The following is a 14,407-nucleotide window of genomic DNA, read 5'->3' as shown; positions in this document are numbered from 1 at the left end:
TGCCCCGCGGGCCACGACGACACGGTCAAGCTGCTGTCGGCGGTGGCGGTGGGCGGTTCCGCGTCCGCCGCGGCGCCCGCGTCCCGGCCGGCCGGTGGCGGGGGCGGCTGCTGCGGGGGAGGGTGCTGCGGCTGACCCGGCGCCGGGCGCTGCCCGCGCCCCGACCTGGAAGGCCCCGACCGCACGGCGGTCGGGGCCTTCGGTGTCTCCGCGCGTCCCCGTGTGTCCCTGTGTCCCTGTGTGCCGCCGTGTCGGCGCTGCGCCTCGGCTGCGCCTCTCCGCGTCCGCCGGGCCGCCCGGCCGCGCGTTCTCGGCGCGGGCGCTTCAGTCGCCGTCCGGCTCGGGGTGCTTGAGGGACATCCGGGCCGTGACCCGCTCCGGCACGGCGACCTCGGCCCAGAAGCGGTGGGTGCTGACGAAGACGGCGAGTTCGTGCTCGCGCCTGCGGAGCTTCTCCACCTCGGCCTGCTCGTCGTCGGTCCAGCCGGGGGAGGCGGGGCGCTCCACCTTGCGCCAGCCGCCCGTGTCGCTGAAGCCGTCCAGGGGGACCACCGACCAGGGCAGCCGCTTGAGCAGGGCCGACAGCTCGGCCCGGACCTGATGCAGCTCCTCCTGACCGGCGCGGAGGTCACTTGGAAAGTCATAGGTCGTTGCCACTCGGCAATGGTACGCCTGTTCGATTTTGAGAAGCGAGTCGCTTCGCGGGGTTCGTCGACGGGTTCACCCAAACGGGCGGGACGGACGGGCGGACGAGATGGGCGGGCGGCCGGGATGGGCGCGACGGGCGGGCGAGCGGCACGGGCGTGTGGGACCGGCGGATGGGCGGCGGCAGCCGGAGGCGTCACGGCCCAGGAAACGGCGGACTCCGCGGGCCCGGTGGTCAGGGCCCGCGGAGTCGGGGGAACGGGGTGGCGCCGTCGGGTCAGCGCTGGCCCTTGAGGCGTTCGACGCCCGCGACGCCGACGGCGGCCAGCGCGATCTGGATCAGCAGCTCGATCCAGTCGATGCCCTTGGTGTCGGCGACCCCGAGCGCGGCGGCGATGGCCGTGCCGACCAGCGCGGCGACGATGCCCACCAGGATCGTCCACAGGATGCCGATCCGCTGGCGGCCGGGCAGGACCAGGCGTCCCAGGACTCCGATCACGATGCCGATCACGATCGCGGCGAAGATGCTCGAGATCTCCATGCCTGACTGCCTCTCTACAAGATCCTTCTACAACGGTGTCGATAGCAGACTGCCCAGGTCCGCGCGGGACAGTCGTCCGCTCCGCGAGCGGTTTCCGGCGGCGGCGGGAGGCCGGTGGAGCGCAGGTCGGGCGCCCGGACGCCGTTGTCGTACCCGTGCGCCAGACTGGAGGCATGTGCCGGAGCATCAAGACCCTGCGCCCGCCCTCCCTGCCCGAAGAGGCGACCGAGGAGGACATCCGGGCCGCCGCCCTGCAGTTCGTGCGGAAGGTGTCCGGGTTCCGGGCGCCCGCCGCCCACAACCGCGAGGTCTTCGACCGCGCGGTCGACCAGATCACCGAGGCCACGGCCGCCCTCCTGGACGGCCTGGAGATACGGGGCCGCGCCAAGGCCGGGTGACGGACCGGCGCCCCCGCCCGGCCGGGGCCCTCACGCCGGTTTGGGCGCCCGCCGCACCACGTACACCGCGCCCGCGCCCGCCCCGCACAGGGCCAGCACCGAGACGCCGGTGGCCAGCCAGGTCGCGCCGAGCCACTGGCCGCCGAAGTAGCCGAGGGCCACGCTGTACCCGGCCCACGCCAGGCCCGCGAGCGCCGACCAGGGCAGGAAGTCGCGGGCCCTGCGGTGGGCGGCGCCCGCGCCCAGGGAGACGACCGAGCGGCCCGCCGGGGCGAACCGGGCCAGGATCACCAGCGCGCCGCCGCCCCGGGCCAGGGCCTGACCGAGACGTTCCTGCGCGTGCGTGAGACGGCGGGAGCGGGCGATGGCGCGGTCCAGGCGCTCCCCGCCCCGCCAGGCGAGCCGGTAGGCGACCAGGTCGCCGATGAGGGACGCGGCGGCGGCGCAGAGCGTCAGGGCGAGGATGTCGGGGACGTCGGGGGAGACCCGGCCGGTGGCCGAGCCCGCGGCGGCCGCCGTCGCGGCCGTGATCACCAGGACACCGCTCGGCAGGACCGGCAGGAACACGTCCAGCAGGACCGACAGCGCGACCATGACGTAGATCCATGGGCTGCCCGTCAGCGCCCCCACACTCTCCAGCACCACAACTCCCCGTGACTCCCCCGTGGCCAGACCGTGCCGCGATGTCGCAGGGGAGCGGCAGAGGCGACCATCAACAGCCATACAGCGTACGCCCGGAGGGCGACGGAAGGTGCACCGGGGGCGGAAGTGACGGGAGCGGTCTGTTCACCCGGCTGCCCGCCAGCGGGGGCGGCCGGCGGCGGAGTCCCGTAGCAACGGACGCAGGGGGTCGGCTCGCAGCCGTCGACCCCGTCGACAGTGAGGAACGGAACTCATCATGGTGGCAGGAATATGCGCGGGCGCCGTCGCGGCGGCCGTCCTGGCGGCCGGCACCGGCGGTGCCCACGACTACACGGTGCGGTCGGAGGCGCGGTTCACGGCGCCCGGCGCCGCCCACGCGAGGGCGTACACCTACGACCCGGGGCTGGTGCCGGTCGGCTCCTGGATCGAGGTGCGCCAGCACACCGCCGACGGCGGCGCCACGGTCGTCGGACTGCGGGTCACGGGTCTGGTGCCCGGACACGAGTACGGCGTCCACGTGCACCAGAAGCCGTGCGCCGCCGACCCGGCCGCGGCCGGTGGGCACTACCAGCACATGCCGTCCGCCGACCCGGCCGCGGCCAACCCCGACAACGAGGTCTGGCTCGACTTCACGGCCCGCCGCGACGGCACCGGCGCGGCGGTCGCCCGGCACCGTTGGGACTTCCGGCCGGGGCAGGCGTCCTCCGTGGTGATCCATGACATGCCGGGCACGAAGGGGGCGCGGGTGGCCTGCCTCACGGTGCCGTTCGGACCCTCCGGCGGCCGTTCCTGACGACGCGGCGTGCGTCCCCGGTTCCTCCCGGGGACGCACGGCGGGCCCTGCCCGGGAGAACCGGGGAGGGCCCGCCGTCGGTCGCGGCCGGTGGCCGCGGGTCAGGCGGTGACCGGCGCGGGCTCGGCGGAGTCCGCCGCCGGTGAGCGCCGGGTGAGCAGCCGGTCGAGGCCGAACGCGCCGGAACCGGTGAACACGAGCAGCAGCAGCGCCCAGCAGAACATCGCCGAGGGCTCGCCGCCGTTCTCCATCGGCCACAGGGCGCCGGGCTGATGCACCTTGAAGTAGGCGTACGCCATCGACCCCGAGGCTATGAAGGCCGCGACCCGGGTGCCGAGGCCCAGCAGGACGAGGAGGCCGCCGACGAGCTGGATGACGGCCGCGTACCAGCCGGGCCAGGCTCCGGCTTCGAGGGTGCCGCCCCGGGTGCCGGCCGCGCCGCCGAGCACACCGAAGAGGGAGGCGGCGCCGTGGCAGGCGAAGAGGAGGCCGACGACGATCCGGAAGAGGCCGAGCGCGTAGGGCTGGGCGCCGTTGAGACGTGCGGACATGTGGGGGGTGCTCCTTCGGTCGGGCCGGTCGTGGGGGACCGGTCTGGGGACGAGCCGAGTGAGTGACCCAGGCTAGGATGGCCTAATCAATGCTTGCAAGTTCAACATTCGGCCACGGGTCCGATTCCGGATACCCCGCCGGACCACCCGTGGTCGTCCGCAGAACCGCTCTCGCCACCGCGTCCGCGTCCGACAGGGTGACCGAATCCACCCCCGGTCTGGCCCCCGCCGCGGTCACCCAGTGGACCCCCTCCGTCGGCACTCCGAACGCGAACCTCCTTGCGTGCGGCCGCCCTTGACGGTCTATCAGGTGGTAGGGGCGGGCCGTCACGTCCAGCCCGCCGGTCTCGTAGCCGTCCACCGTGTGCGGGCGGCACGCCCCCGCCCGCAGCAGTCCCGCGAGGAGCGGATCGGCCGTCCGCCGGAGTTCCGGTTCCGGCAGCCGCGCCTCCACGAGGGTGGTCACCCGGACCTCGGAACCGGGCACCTCGGGGGAGCGGGCCAGCCAGCCGCCGTCCTCCTCCCTGACCTGCAGGCGCGGGCCGAGCACCTCCACCACGCCCGCCTCCACCAGCGCCACCAGCTCCCGGGTCCTGCGCCGGGGCGGGCCGATCGACAGGAAGGCGTTGAGCGGGGTGTACCAGCGGTCCAGGTGGTCGCGGCGGGAGACGCCGGTGAGGCCGCCGTGGTCGACCACGAGCCGTATCTCGTTGCGCAGGTCGCGCAGGACGTCGAGGGCCGCCTTCACGGGGCCGTGCAGGTTGCCCAGGGCGGCCTGCGCCGCGTCCTCGCGCAGATGGCCGAGCAGCCACTCCCGCCACTCCCCGGGACCGCTGAACTCCCGCTGCCCGTAAGGGCGGGAGATCCGGTCCCAGTCCCAGCGGTCGGCGGGCGCCACCCCGAACGCGTCCAGGACCAGGGCCTCCCGCGGGTCGCCGTGCGGGACGGCGAGGAAGCGCTCCGCGAGTCCGGGGCGCCGGGTGAGGGTCGTGTAGTAGACCGTCTCCACCTCTTTGGCCACCAGCGGCCATATGTCCGCGCGGAAGTCGGGCGCCTCGCCGGAGTCGGCCCGCTTGCGCAGACGGGCTATCGCCTCCGGGGTGAGGACCTGCGGGGTGTGCCGCCCGTAGGGGCCCTTCGCGTTGTCGCCGCGCGCCTGGTAGGGGACACCGCGCCGGGACCCGGCGTACAGGCGCGGCTCGCGGCCGGAGGGCAGGTAGCGCAGCCCGTCGGGCCCGGTGACGAAACGGCCGCCCCTGCCGGTCGTCAACAGGGCCGTCTGGTCGAAGAAGTTGAGGCCGAGACCGCGCAGCAGCACCGGTTCGCCGGGCGCGACGGCGGACAGGTCGAGGTCGGCCGGGTTGGCGGGCGCCAGGTGACGCAGCCCGTGCCGCTCGGCGTACCCGGCGAGCCGCACCCCCTCCGCGTCCGGCACGACCGGCAGATGGCCCTGCGCCAGGACCACGGCGGCCAGCCCGGTCAGCACCCGGCCGTCGTCCAGCGTCAGCCGCTGCCCGCCGTCATCACCGCCGTCCCCGCCGCCGGCCGGGTCGCCGGCGTCGTCGAGGCGGATCGCGCGGGCCCGGTGGACGACGACCCGGACCGAGGGCGGCGCCTGCCGGACCACCCGGGCGAACACCCACTCCAGGTACCGCCCGTAGAGCGCCCGGGTCGGGTACTCGTCGGGGCCCAGCTCGCCCGCCGCCCACGCGTGGAGGCTCGGGCCGGGACGGATCGGCCCCGAGCAGTCCACGCTGTCGTCGGTGAACAGGGTCACCTGGCAGGCGACGGTGTTCATCAGCAGCTCGGGGGACTGCGCGGGCCGCCAGACCCGGCCCGCGCCCGGTGGCGCGGGGTCGACCACGTGGACCGTCAACCGCTGCCCGGGGGCGAGCAGTTCGGGCGCGGACGCGCACAGGCGCTCCAGCACGCTGGTGCCGCGCGGCCCGGCGCCGACCAGGGCGACGGAGACGGGAACCTGTTCCGCGGTCGGTGCAGACAAAACGGTGACTCCCGGGCATGTGGGGGCGCAGCAGGGGGAAACGCCCGCCGGAAGCGGACGGTCCGCATCATCATGCCGTCAGCCCCCGCAGAAACCAACGCGGACCCCAATCACGAGAGATGCCCCTCATGTCGTGGTCAGGGCGGACTCCTCCACGGTCGTCAGGGTGCCGTCGTCCCTGGCCCGCTCCAGCCGCAGCCGCGCCGAACGTCCGCGCACGGTCAGCGTCATGAGCTGGTTGCCGAACCATGGTCCGCCCGTCCTGCGCCAGCTCACCCCGGGCCGGGGGCAGCGGCCGTGCCGGGCCAGCCGCCGGCCGAGCGCCCGCGCCACCCGGCTCCAGCCGAACCGGAAACCGGCCTTGACCCAGACCGGGACCGAGTTGTGGACCGGCGAGCAGGTCAGTTGCAGGACGCGGGCGTCGGGCGCGGACGTCCCCGGCGGCCAGCGCGGCTCGGCCACGTACGCGTGGTGCACGTCCCCGGAGAGCACCAGCACCGTCGCCGGGGCCTGCGGGCCCGAGCCCGCCTCGGCGAGCAGCGCGGCCAGCGACTCGAACGACTCGGGGAAGGCGGCCCAGTGCTCCAGGTCGGCGGTGCGCCGCAGCCGTTCCCCGAACCGCGCCCAGCGCGGCCCGCGTTCGCCCCGGCACAGGGCCGCGTCCCACCGCTCCGCGTCGTGCACCAGGTGCGGCAGCAGCCAGGGCAGTGAGGTGCCGACCAGCAGGTGGTCGCACTCCTCCGGCGCGTCCAGGGCCTGTTCGCGCAGCCAGGCGAACTCCGCCGGGTGCAGCATGGCGCGGCGGTCCTCGTCCAGGACGCGGGCCGCGCGGGAGTCCGCCATCAGCAGCCGGACGCGGCCGAAGTCGCGCCGGTAGCTCCAGCGCGCCGAGGTCGGGTCGGCGTCCGCCTCGTGGGCGAAGGCGCGCAGCGCGTCGGTGCCGTCGGGGGCGTCCCGGACGGCGGCGTAGAGGGGGTCGGCGGCGAGCGCGGCCGGGGTCAGGTTGCCGAGGTGCTGGTGGACCCAGTACGACATCAGGCCGCTCAGCAGCCGCTCCCGCCACCAGGGCGTGGCCCGCATGTCGGCGAGCCAGGCGGCGGAGGTGTTCCAGTCGTCGATCAGATCGTGGTCGTCGAAGATCATGCAGCTCGGGACCGTCGACAGCAGCCAGCGGATCTCCGGGTCGAGCCAGGACTCGTGGTAGAGGCGGGTGTACTCCTCGTAGTCCGCGACCTGGCCGCCCGGCGGCTCGTCCAGGTCGCGGCGGGTTGCGAGCCAGCGGCGGGTGGCGTCGGAGGTCTCGTCGGCGTACACCTGGTCGCCCAGCAGCACGAGGACGTCCGGGCGTTCGCCCTCGGGGGCGGCGGCGACCCGGGAGGCGAGGGAGTCCAGTGCGTCCGGTCCGACCGGGTCGGGCTCGTCGGACGGCGGGGCGGCCCAGCGGCAGGACCCGAAGGCGATCCGGACGGCGTCGCCCTCCGGCCCCGTGCGGATCACCGAGGGCGGGAAGCGGGAGTCGGGCGGCGGCCAGGCGCGGACGTCGTCGAGGAACACCTCGTAGGCGGTCGTCGTCCCCGGGGTCAGCCCCTCGACCGCGACCAGGGCGTAGTGGTGGCCCGCGATCCGGAAGGTGCGGGTCCCCGCCCGGGTGCCGTCGGCGCAGCGCACCTCGGCGGCGCACGGACGGCTCGTCTCGACCCATACGGTCGCCGACGAGCCGTCCGCGTACCTCAGCAGTGGACCCAGGCGCAGTTCGGCCACGTGATCGTCACCCTCCCTCGGCTCCGTCGCCCCGTACGGTACGGAACGACGGCCCCGGGTGGGGAGGTTCCGGCCCGGAAACCGCGGTCGGGCCGGTGTGACGTGGGCCGCGTCCGGCCTCCCGGCGGGTCAGCAGCTCGCGAGGTAGTTGGTGAGCGCGGTCTTCTCGGCGGAGTCGACGGAGAGGTCGTAGTAGTACTTCACCTGGACCCAGGCGCGCACGTAGGTGCAGCGGTAGGACGTCAGCGGGGGCACCCACTCGGCCGGGTCCTTGTCGCCCTTGGACCGGTTGACGCTCGCGGTGACCGGGACGAGCTGGGGCCGGGTGATGTCGTTGGCGAACGCCTGGCGCTGGGCGGTGGTCCAGCCGCTGGCGCCGGAGTCCCAGGCCTCGGCGAGGGGGACCACGTGGTCGATGTCCAGGCTGGACGCGGCGGTGAAGGTGGCGCCGTCGTAGACGGAGTACCAGCTCCCGCTGGTCGCGGTGCAGGCCGAGTTGACGACGACGTTGCTGCCGTCGCGCTTGATGACGTACTCGCGGGTGTTGCAGGTGCCGCTGATGGTGATCCAGGTCGGGAACAGGTCCCGGTCGTAGCCGGTGCGGTTCTCGGTGGCCACGGTGAGCTGGGAGAGGTAGCTGCGGGCGGTGGCGGCGCTGACCGGCGTGGGCAGGGCCGCGGAGGCGGTCGGACCGTTGAGGAGCCCGACGGAGGCTATGAGTCCGGTGAGGGCCGCCACTATGCTCAGCCGTCGACGCGCGTAGAACTTCGGCATGCGAACTCCCTGGGGGTGGGGGGATGTTGAAGTGCGAGCGAGGGAATGCTCGCGGTGCGGTGTTGCCGTGGGGTGTGCGTGCGGTGAGAAGTTAGTGACGTGAACATGACAGGGCAAGATGCGGGAGCGAACTTTCCGCGAGCGGCGCGAAGCGGCGCCGGGCGCTCCGGTGGGTGCCCCGGTGAGCGATCCGGTGAGCGACCCGGCGGGGGTGCGGTCGCGGGCGCGGTCGTGGGCGCGGCGCGCGGTGTGCGGCGAGGGCGGGGGCCGGTGACCTGAACGAAGGGTGAACTCTTCCCGGCCCCTCTGGCGGAAAGGGGGGTTCATTTTGTACCGTGGAGAAACAAAGTGGCTCCCGCTCGTTTTCCCTGACCGGCGGGCGGGGCCGCCTTGGTCCTCCGGGGCGCACCCGTACGCCCCTCTGCCCCGCCCGCGCCTTGGAGCTGCCGATGACGGCCACCACCGTGCCCACCGTCCTCACCGCCCGCGCCCTCCTGCTCGACATGGACGGCACCCTCGTGAACTCCGACGCCGTCGTGGAACGCTGCTGGCGCCGCTGGGCCGACCGGCACGGGCTGGACGCGGACGAGGTCATGCAGGTGGTGCACGGGCGCCAGGGCTACGCGTCGATGGCCCTGCTGCTGCCGGACCGGCCCATGGAGCACAACCACGCCGACAACGCGCGGATGCTCGCCGAGGAGACCGCCGACCTGGACGGCGTCGTGCCCGTGCCGGGCGCGCCGGAGTTCCTGGCCTCCCTCGCCGGTCTCCCGCACGCCCTGGTCACCTCCGCCGACGTCCCGCTCTCCACGGCCCGGATGACCGCCGCCGGGCTGCCCCTGCCCGACCTCCGGATCACCGCCGAGTCCGTCGGCGCCAGCAAGCCCGACCCCGAGGGCTTCCTCAAGGGCGCGGCCGAGCTGGGCGTCGACCCGGCGGACTGCGTGGTCTTCGAGGACTCCGCCGCCGGTATCGCCGCGGGGCGCGCGGCGGGGATGCGCGTGGTCGGCGTCGGCTCCCGGGCCGACTTCCACGACCCCGACGTCGTCGTGCGCGACCTCACCCAGGTGCGCGTCGAGAACGCGGGGGACGCGGGACTGCGGCTCGTCATCGGCTAGCGGACGGGCGGCAGTCGGCGATCGCCGGTCGGTGACTCGCGGTCGGCGGACGGCAGTTGGTCGCCGGTGGCCGCCTGTCGGCGTTCAGGAGCCGCCGGTTGACAGGCGGACGGCGGTGGCCCGGGGACCCCGGCCCGCCGATCTCACGGCTGCGTGGTCTCCGCCTCCAGCCGCTCCCGCGTCGCCGCGCCGTAGACGCCCGACGGGTCCCCCTGGACGCCCCTGGCCCACTGGTAGCTGCGGACCGCGCCCTCGACCCGCCGCCCGTACGTGCCGTCGACGGCACCGACGTACAGGTTCAGCTGGCGCAGCCTGAGCTGCAGCTCGGTGACCTCAGCGCCCTGGTCGCCCCGGCCGAGCACCGGCGCGGCGGACGCGGTGGGCTCCGTCGACTCCTGGACCGTCGCGGGCTCCGACGGCGTCACGCTGGGCTCCGCCGACGCGGAGGCGCTCGGCGTCGGGCTCGGCGCCGACGGGGACGCCGACCGCGACGGGACGACGCTGGCGGACGGCGCCGGTGCCACCACCGCGGGCCGGGTGGACACGGCCGCCGCGGACGGCGACACCGACGCGGACCCGGTCGCCGGGGCCGGGACACCGGCCCGGACACCGTCGGCCCGGGAGTCGTCCCTGGCCGGGGACTCGTACGAGAGCAGACCACCGGCGAGGCTCGCCACGGCCGCCACGGCGACGGCACCACCGGCCGCGAACAGCACCGCGCGCCCGCGCCGTCGCCGCCGCACCGGGTCGCTACCGGCCGCGCCGGGCACGTCCCCGGCGAACGGGGCGCCCCTGCCGGGGCCGAGGGTGCCCAGGGTGAGCGTCTCCTCGGTGAGGGCCGGTGCGGGCGCGGTGGCGGGACCCGGGGTGGGCCCGGCCGCGGCCGGGAGCACGCGCAGGGCCATCGTCTCGTCGGTCCGGGACGCGGCCGGGACGCCGGGGACGTCTGGTGCGGCGGGGGTGGTCGCGGGGACCGGAGCGTTCGCCGCAGCCGGAGGGTTGCCGGTATCCGGGGTGCCCGCGCCCGTCGGGGCCGGGGCCGGAGTCTGGGCCGGGGGAGCGTCGGGCGGCGGCGGGGTTTTGCGCGTCCCCTGGGAGGCGGACGGGGCTTGTGCGGCCTGTGTGCCCTGTGTGCCCTGTGTGCCCTGTGTTCCTCGTGTGCCCTGTGGGGCGGGCGTACCGGCGGCACCCTGCGCATCAGACACGCCAGGAACCCCCTGCGCATCAGACGCACCAGGCGCACTCTGCGTATCAGGAGCCCCCTGCGCACCAGACGCACCGGCGACACCCTGCACATCAGGCGTACCAGCGGCCCCCCGCATGCCAGGCGTACCGGCGGCACCTCGCGCACCAGGCACCACGCGTGCGCCAGTCGCACCAGGCACACCCGGAGCCTCAGTCGTCCCTCGCGCCCCAGCCGCCCCCTGAGCCCTCTGCGCGCCCTCCGGGCCCCGAGGCGTGTCCCCGGTTCCCCCCGGGGCTCCGGGGCCGTCTGTCGGGCTTCCCGGGGTGCCGTCGTGGCCGTGGGCCGGTGGCTGCGGCGACTCCGCGTCCCCCGTGGCCCCGGGAGCCTCTTCGGCCACCCCGGTCTCCCCGGCCTCTGGGGTCTCCGGGGTCTCCGGCGTCCCGGTGAGGGCCACGTACGGGCGGATGCGCATCGGGTTGAAGTCCTCCGCCGCTGCCGCCTCCGCCTCGCGGGCGTCGCGCAGGGCGTCCGACGCGCGCCGGTTGCAGGCGCAGGACGGGGAGCCGTCCGCCGTTCTGGGCGTGCCGCACTCCGGGCACAGGTGGTCTCTTGGAGCAGTCACTTGGTTTCCCTCCCCTCGCGCCCCCACGCGATCTCCAGAGATTATGCAGATCTCCTTCACCCCGTCTCACGCCCGCCCCGGAATGCCTGGTTCCGGGCGCGTCCGAAGGGGACTCGACAGGCCATAACCGCGCACACCGATCACCATGGACGGGGGACGAGAGCCTCGGGAGGACTCGATGGCCGGAGACGCGCGCGGCACGACCGACCCCGTACGGGACGACGGACCGCCCGAGAGACCGCCCGTCCGCGGCAGCGCCGCCGCACAGCACGTGCCCGGGAACGTCCTCGTCTCCATCGGCGCGCTGCTCCTCGGACTGCTGCTCGCCGCCCTCGACCAGACGATCGTCTCCACCGCGCTGCCGACCATCGTCAGCGACCTCGGCGGCCTCGACCACCTCTCCTGGGTCGTCACCGCGTACCTGCTGGCGTCGACGGCCGCGACCCCGCTGTGGGGCAAGCTCGGCGACCAGTACGGGCGCAAGCGGCTGTTCCAGACCGCCATCGTGATCTTCCTGATCGGCTCGGCGCTCTGCGGCCTCGCGCGGAACATGCCCGAACTGATCGGCTTCCGCGCGCTCCAGGGCCTCGGCGGCGGCGGACTGATCGTGCTGTCGATGGCGATCGTCGGGGACATCGTGCCGCCGCGCGAACGCGGCCGCTACCAGGGCCTGTTCGGGGCGGTGTTCGGCGCGACGAGCGTCCTCGGGCCGCTGCTGGGCGGGGTGTTCACCGAGCATCTGAGCTGGCGGTGGGTCTTCTACGTCAACCTGCCCGTCGGGATCGTGGCGCTCGTGGTGATCGCCACCGCCCTGCACATCCCGCGCCGCTCCACCCCGCACGTCATCGACTACCTCGGCACGTTCCTGATCGCCGCCGTCGCCACCTGCCTCGTCCTGGTCGCCTCGCTCGGCGGCACCACCTGGGCCTGGGGCTCGGCGCAGATCGTCGGACTCGCTGTGCTGGGCGTGCTGCTGGCCGTCGCGTTCGTCGCCGTCGAGCGGCGGGCCGCCGAACCCGTGCTGCCGCTCGGCCTGTTCAGGATCCGCACGTTCACCCTCGCCGCCGTGATCAGCTTCGTCGTCGGCTTCGCGATGTTCGGCGCGATGACCTACCTGCCGACCTTCCTCCAGATCGTCCAGGGCGTCTCACCGACCATGTCCGGGGTGCACATGCTGCCGATGGTGCTCGGCCTGCTGCTGTCCTCCACGGTCTCCGGGCAGATCGTCAGCCGCACCGGCCGCTGGAAGGTGTTCCCGATCGCCGGTACCGGGATCACCACGATCGGCCTGCTGCTCCTGCACCGGATGACCGAGCACACCTCGACCGCCGTGATGAGCCTGTACTTCTTCGTCTTCGGCCTCGGACTCGGCCTGGTCATGCAGGTGCTGGTGCTCATCGTGCAGAACGCGGTCTCCTACGAGGACCTCGGCGTCGCCACCTCGGGCGCCACCTTCTTCCGGTCGATCGGCGCCAGCTTCGGCGTCGCCGTCTTCGGCACGGTCTTCACGAGCCGTCTGGGCGGCAGGCTCACCGACGCGCTGCTCGGCCACCGGCTCCCCGCCGGGGTCTCGCCCGGCAGCCTGGAGGCGGACCCGCGCGGCATCTCCGCGCTGCCGCCCGCGCTGCGCCCGGCCGCGCTGCACGCCTACGCGTCGTCGATCACCGACGTCTTCCTCTACGCGGCGCCCGTCGCGCTCCTCGGGTTCGTGCTCGCCTGGTTCCTCAAGGAGGACCGGCTGCGCGGCTCCGTCACCGCACCCGACGTCTCCGAGACGCTGGCCAGCAACCCGGTGGAGCGCTCCTCCTACGACGAGGTCTGCCGCGCGCTGTCCACCCTCGGAACCCGGGAGGGGCGGCGCGAGATCTACCGGACGATCACCGCGCGGGCGGGCTACGACCTGCTGCCCGCGGCGAGTTGGCTGCTGCTGCGGATCAAGAAGTACGGCTGGGCCGAGCCCGGGGTGCTGGCCGAGCGCAGCGCGGTGCCGCTGCCGGTCGTCCTGGCCGCGGCCCGGCAGGTGGAGGAGCGCGGCCTCGGGGTCCGCGAGGGGCTCGACCTGGTCCTCACCGACCGGGGGCGGGAGACGGCGGACAGGCTCGCCGCCGCCCGCGAGGCGTCCCTCGCCGAGCTGCTCGGCGACTGGTGGGGCCCCGACCGCCCCACCGACCTGACCCATCTGGTGCGGCTCCTCAACGAGGAGCTGTGCGGCTCGGACCGGGAGCAGCCGCACAACGGGGCGACGCTGCGCCCGAGTTGACGGGTCCGGGCCGGGGTGCTCCGGTGCGCTCCGCCGGCCTTCCCCGACCGGCTTGCGGGCGGGGCGAGTTCGGGGGGCCGCTGGGCAGGTCGCGGCGGTGGCGGAGGAAGTGGGCGGATTCCGTGACCGTTTGGGCGGCTGCATTGCGGCAACCCGGAGCGTGAACCGGCCCGTCGGGCCGGCACAGCGGAAGGCATCCATGTCCACAGGCATGATCATTGTTCTGATCGTGATCGTGGCGGCCGCAGCAGTCGGCGCGGTCGCCCTGACCCTCCGTTCCCGGGGCGGACTCGGCGGCCGGGATCTGAAGCGCCGCTTCGGGCCCGAGTACGACCGGGTCCTGAGCCGGCACGACGGGGACACCAAGGCCGCCGAGCAGGAGCTGGCCGGGCGCGTGGAGCGCCACGGAGCGCTGCGTGCGCGGGAGTTGGACCCGCAGCGGCGCGAGGAGCTCACCGCGCGCTGGACGGCCGTCCAGGAACACTTCGTCGACGCGCCGCAGGAGGCCGTCGCGGAGGCGGACCGGCTGCTCGCCGAGGTCGCCGCCGAGGTCGGTTTCCCCGAGGCCGGTCAGGGCGACGAGCAGTTCGACGCCCTCTCCGTCCACCACCCCGGGCACCTCGACGGGTACCGGCAGGTCCGGCGGGCCGCGGGCGGGGAGCGGTCGGAGAACGGGACCGAGGACCTGCGGGAGGCCCTGGTCGAGGCCCGGTCCCTGTTCGAGGAACTCGTGGGCGCGCAGGCCGGTCCCCGGCGGCGTCCCCACCTCAATCGTCAGAACGTCAACCGCACCACCGTCAAGGGGGGTTGAGAACCCATGAACGAGAACAGGACCGACAAGGGCACCGACGGCATCGAGAGCGCCGAGAGCCGCAAGGACGCCGCGGTCGCCGCGGGCACCGGTGACGACAGGGGCGCCCGGCGCGATCGGGCCGCCGACCGGGACGTCCGGGACGGCAAGGACCTCGCGGGCGCCAGGGGGACCGCCGACGGCAAGGGCCTCGGCACCGCCGACGGCAAGGACCTCGGCACCGGCGACGGCCGGGACCTGACGGCCGGCCGTCAGGCCGCGACCGGCGCGGACGCCTCGCCCGACGGCCGGAGCGCGTCCGGC

13 protein-coding genes and 2 pseudogenes are annotated in these 14,407 nt (G+C 74.7%); 7 read left to right on the top strand and 8 right to left on the bottom strand.

All coding sequences use genetic code 11. From position 1 onward, the window contains the following. A pseudogene (locus GA0115242_RS42115) lies at positions 1–135 on the top strand (zinc ribbon domain-containing protein); the annotation flags it as partial. Between the two features lie 189 nt (positions 136–324). Here the strand turns inward: GA0115242_RS42115 and GA0115242_RS35920 are convergent. Then, on the bottom strand, positions 325–657 hold the full coding sequence (locus GA0115242_RS35920; RefSeq protein ID WP_093835851.1) for a hypothetical protein: 333 nt from the start codon (positions 655–657) through the stop codon (positions 325–327). A 265-nt stretch (positions 658–922) separates the two neighbouring features. After that, on the bottom strand, positions 923–1,186 hold the full coding sequence (locus tag GA0115242_RS35915; RefSeq protein ID WP_093835850.1) for a GlsB/YeaQ/YmgE family stress response membrane protein: 264 nt from the start codon (positions 1,184–1,186) through the stop codon (positions 923–925). A gap of 173 nt (positions 1,187–1,359) precedes the next feature. Here GA0115242_RS35915 and GA0115242_RS35910 point away from each other — a divergent pair, with 173 nt between their 5' ends. Next, entirely contained in the window at positions 1,360–1,584 is a 225-nt protein-coding gene (locus GA0115242_RS35910; protein ID WP_093835849.1) for a DUF2277 domain-containing protein, read from the top strand. Positions 1,585–1,614: 30 nt separating this feature from the next. Here the strand turns inward: GA0115242_RS35910 and GA0115242_RS35905 are convergent, their stop codons facing one another. Beyond that, positions 1,615–2,226 carry a DedA family protein gene (locus GA0115242_RS35905; RefSeq protein ID WP_161353449.1) on the bottom strand — a complete coding sequence of 204 codons (612 nt, stop codon included), beginning with the start codon at positions 2,224–2,226 and terminating at the stop codon, positions 1,615–1,617. Positions 2,227–2,482: 256 nt separating this feature from the next. On the opposite strand from GA0115242_RS35905, the gene GA0115242_RS35900 reads away from it, so the two are divergent. Beyond that, on the top strand, positions 2,483–3,019 hold the full coding sequence (locus tag GA0115242_RS35900; RefSeq protein ID WP_093835847.1) for a superoxide dismutase family protein: 537 nt from the start codon (positions 2,483–2,485) through the stop codon (positions 3,017–3,019). Positions 3,020–3,120: 101 nt separating this feature from the next. On the opposite strand, the gene GA0115242_RS35895 is transcribed toward GA0115242_RS35900, so the two are convergent. The 4 genes from GA0115242_RS35895 to GA0115242_RS35880 form a co-directional block, all read right to left on the bottom strand. Beyond that, complete coding sequence (locus GA0115242_RS35895) at positions 3,121–3,570, bottom strand: DoxX family protein (RefSeq protein ID WP_093835846.1); 450 nt, start codon at positions 3,568–3,570, stop codon at positions 3,121–3,123. Between the two features lie 82 nt (positions 3,571–3,652). Continuing rightward, complete coding sequence (locus tag GA0115242_RS35890) at positions 3,653–5,572, bottom strand: FAD/NAD(P)-binding protein (protein WP_093835845.1); 1,920 nt, start codon at positions 5,570–5,572, stop codon at positions 3,653–3,655. A gap of 126 nt (positions 5,573–5,698) precedes the next feature. Further along, positions 5,699–7,333, bottom strand: coding sequence for an alkaline phosphatase D family protein (locus tag GA0115242_RS35885; protein ID WP_093835844.1), 1,635 nt, complete (start codon positions 7,331–7,333; stop codon positions 5,699–5,701). Positions 7,334–7,462: 129 nt separating this feature from the next. Continuing rightward, entirely contained in the window at positions 7,463–8,107 is a 645-nt protein-coding gene (locus GA0115242_RS35880) for an HNH endonuclease family protein (RefSeq protein WP_093835843.1), read from the bottom strand. 449 nt (positions 8,108–8,556) lie between these two features. Here GA0115242_RS35880 and GA0115242_RS35875 point away from each other — a divergent pair, with 449 nt between their 5' ends. Beyond that, entirely contained in the window at positions 8,557–9,225 is a 669-nt protein-coding gene (locus tag GA0115242_RS35875) for an HAD-IA family hydrolase (RefSeq protein ID WP_093835842.1), read from the top strand. A gap of 143 nt (positions 9,226–9,368) precedes the next feature. Here GA0115242_RS35875 and GA0115242_RS41070 read toward each other — a convergent pair whose 3' ends face one another. Further along, positions 9,369–10,130 (bottom strand): peptidoglycan-binding domain-containing protein, encoded by a 762-nt coding sequence (locus GA0115242_RS41070; RefSeq protein ID WP_161353447.1) that lies wholly within the window; start codon positions 10,128–10,130, stop codon positions 9,369–9,371. Between the two features lie 1,081 nt (positions 10,131–11,211). On the opposite strand from GA0115242_RS41070, the gene GA0115242_RS35865 reads away from it, so the two are divergent. The 3 genes and pseudogenes from GA0115242_RS35865 to GA0115242_RS35855 form a co-directional block, all read left to right on the top strand. Continuing rightward, positions 11,212–13,293, top strand: a complete 2,082-nt coding sequence (locus GA0115242_RS35865) for an MDR family MFS transporter (protein WP_093835840.1) — start codon at positions 11,212–11,214, stop codon at positions 13,291–13,293. Positions 13,294–13,492: 199 nt separating this feature from the next. Continuing rightward, positions 13,493–14,104, top strand: a complete 612-nt coding sequence (locus GA0115242_RS35860; RefSeq protein WP_093835839.1) for a hypothetical protein — start codon at positions 13,493–13,495, stop codon at positions 14,102–14,104. 6 nt (positions 14,105–14,110) lie between these two features. After that, positions 14,111–14,407, top strand: a pseudogene (locus GA0115242_RS35855) (hypothetical protein); the annotation flags it as partial.

Source organism: Streptomyces sp. SolWspMP-5a-2, from assembly GCF_900091845.1.
In the GTDB taxonomy this organism is placed as follows: Bacteria; Actinomycetota; Actinomycetes; order Streptomycetales; family Streptomycetaceae; genus Streptomyces; species Streptomyces doudnae.
Note: the sequence above shows the minus strand (reverse complement) of the source record. Positions and strands in the feature narration are given on the sequence as shown.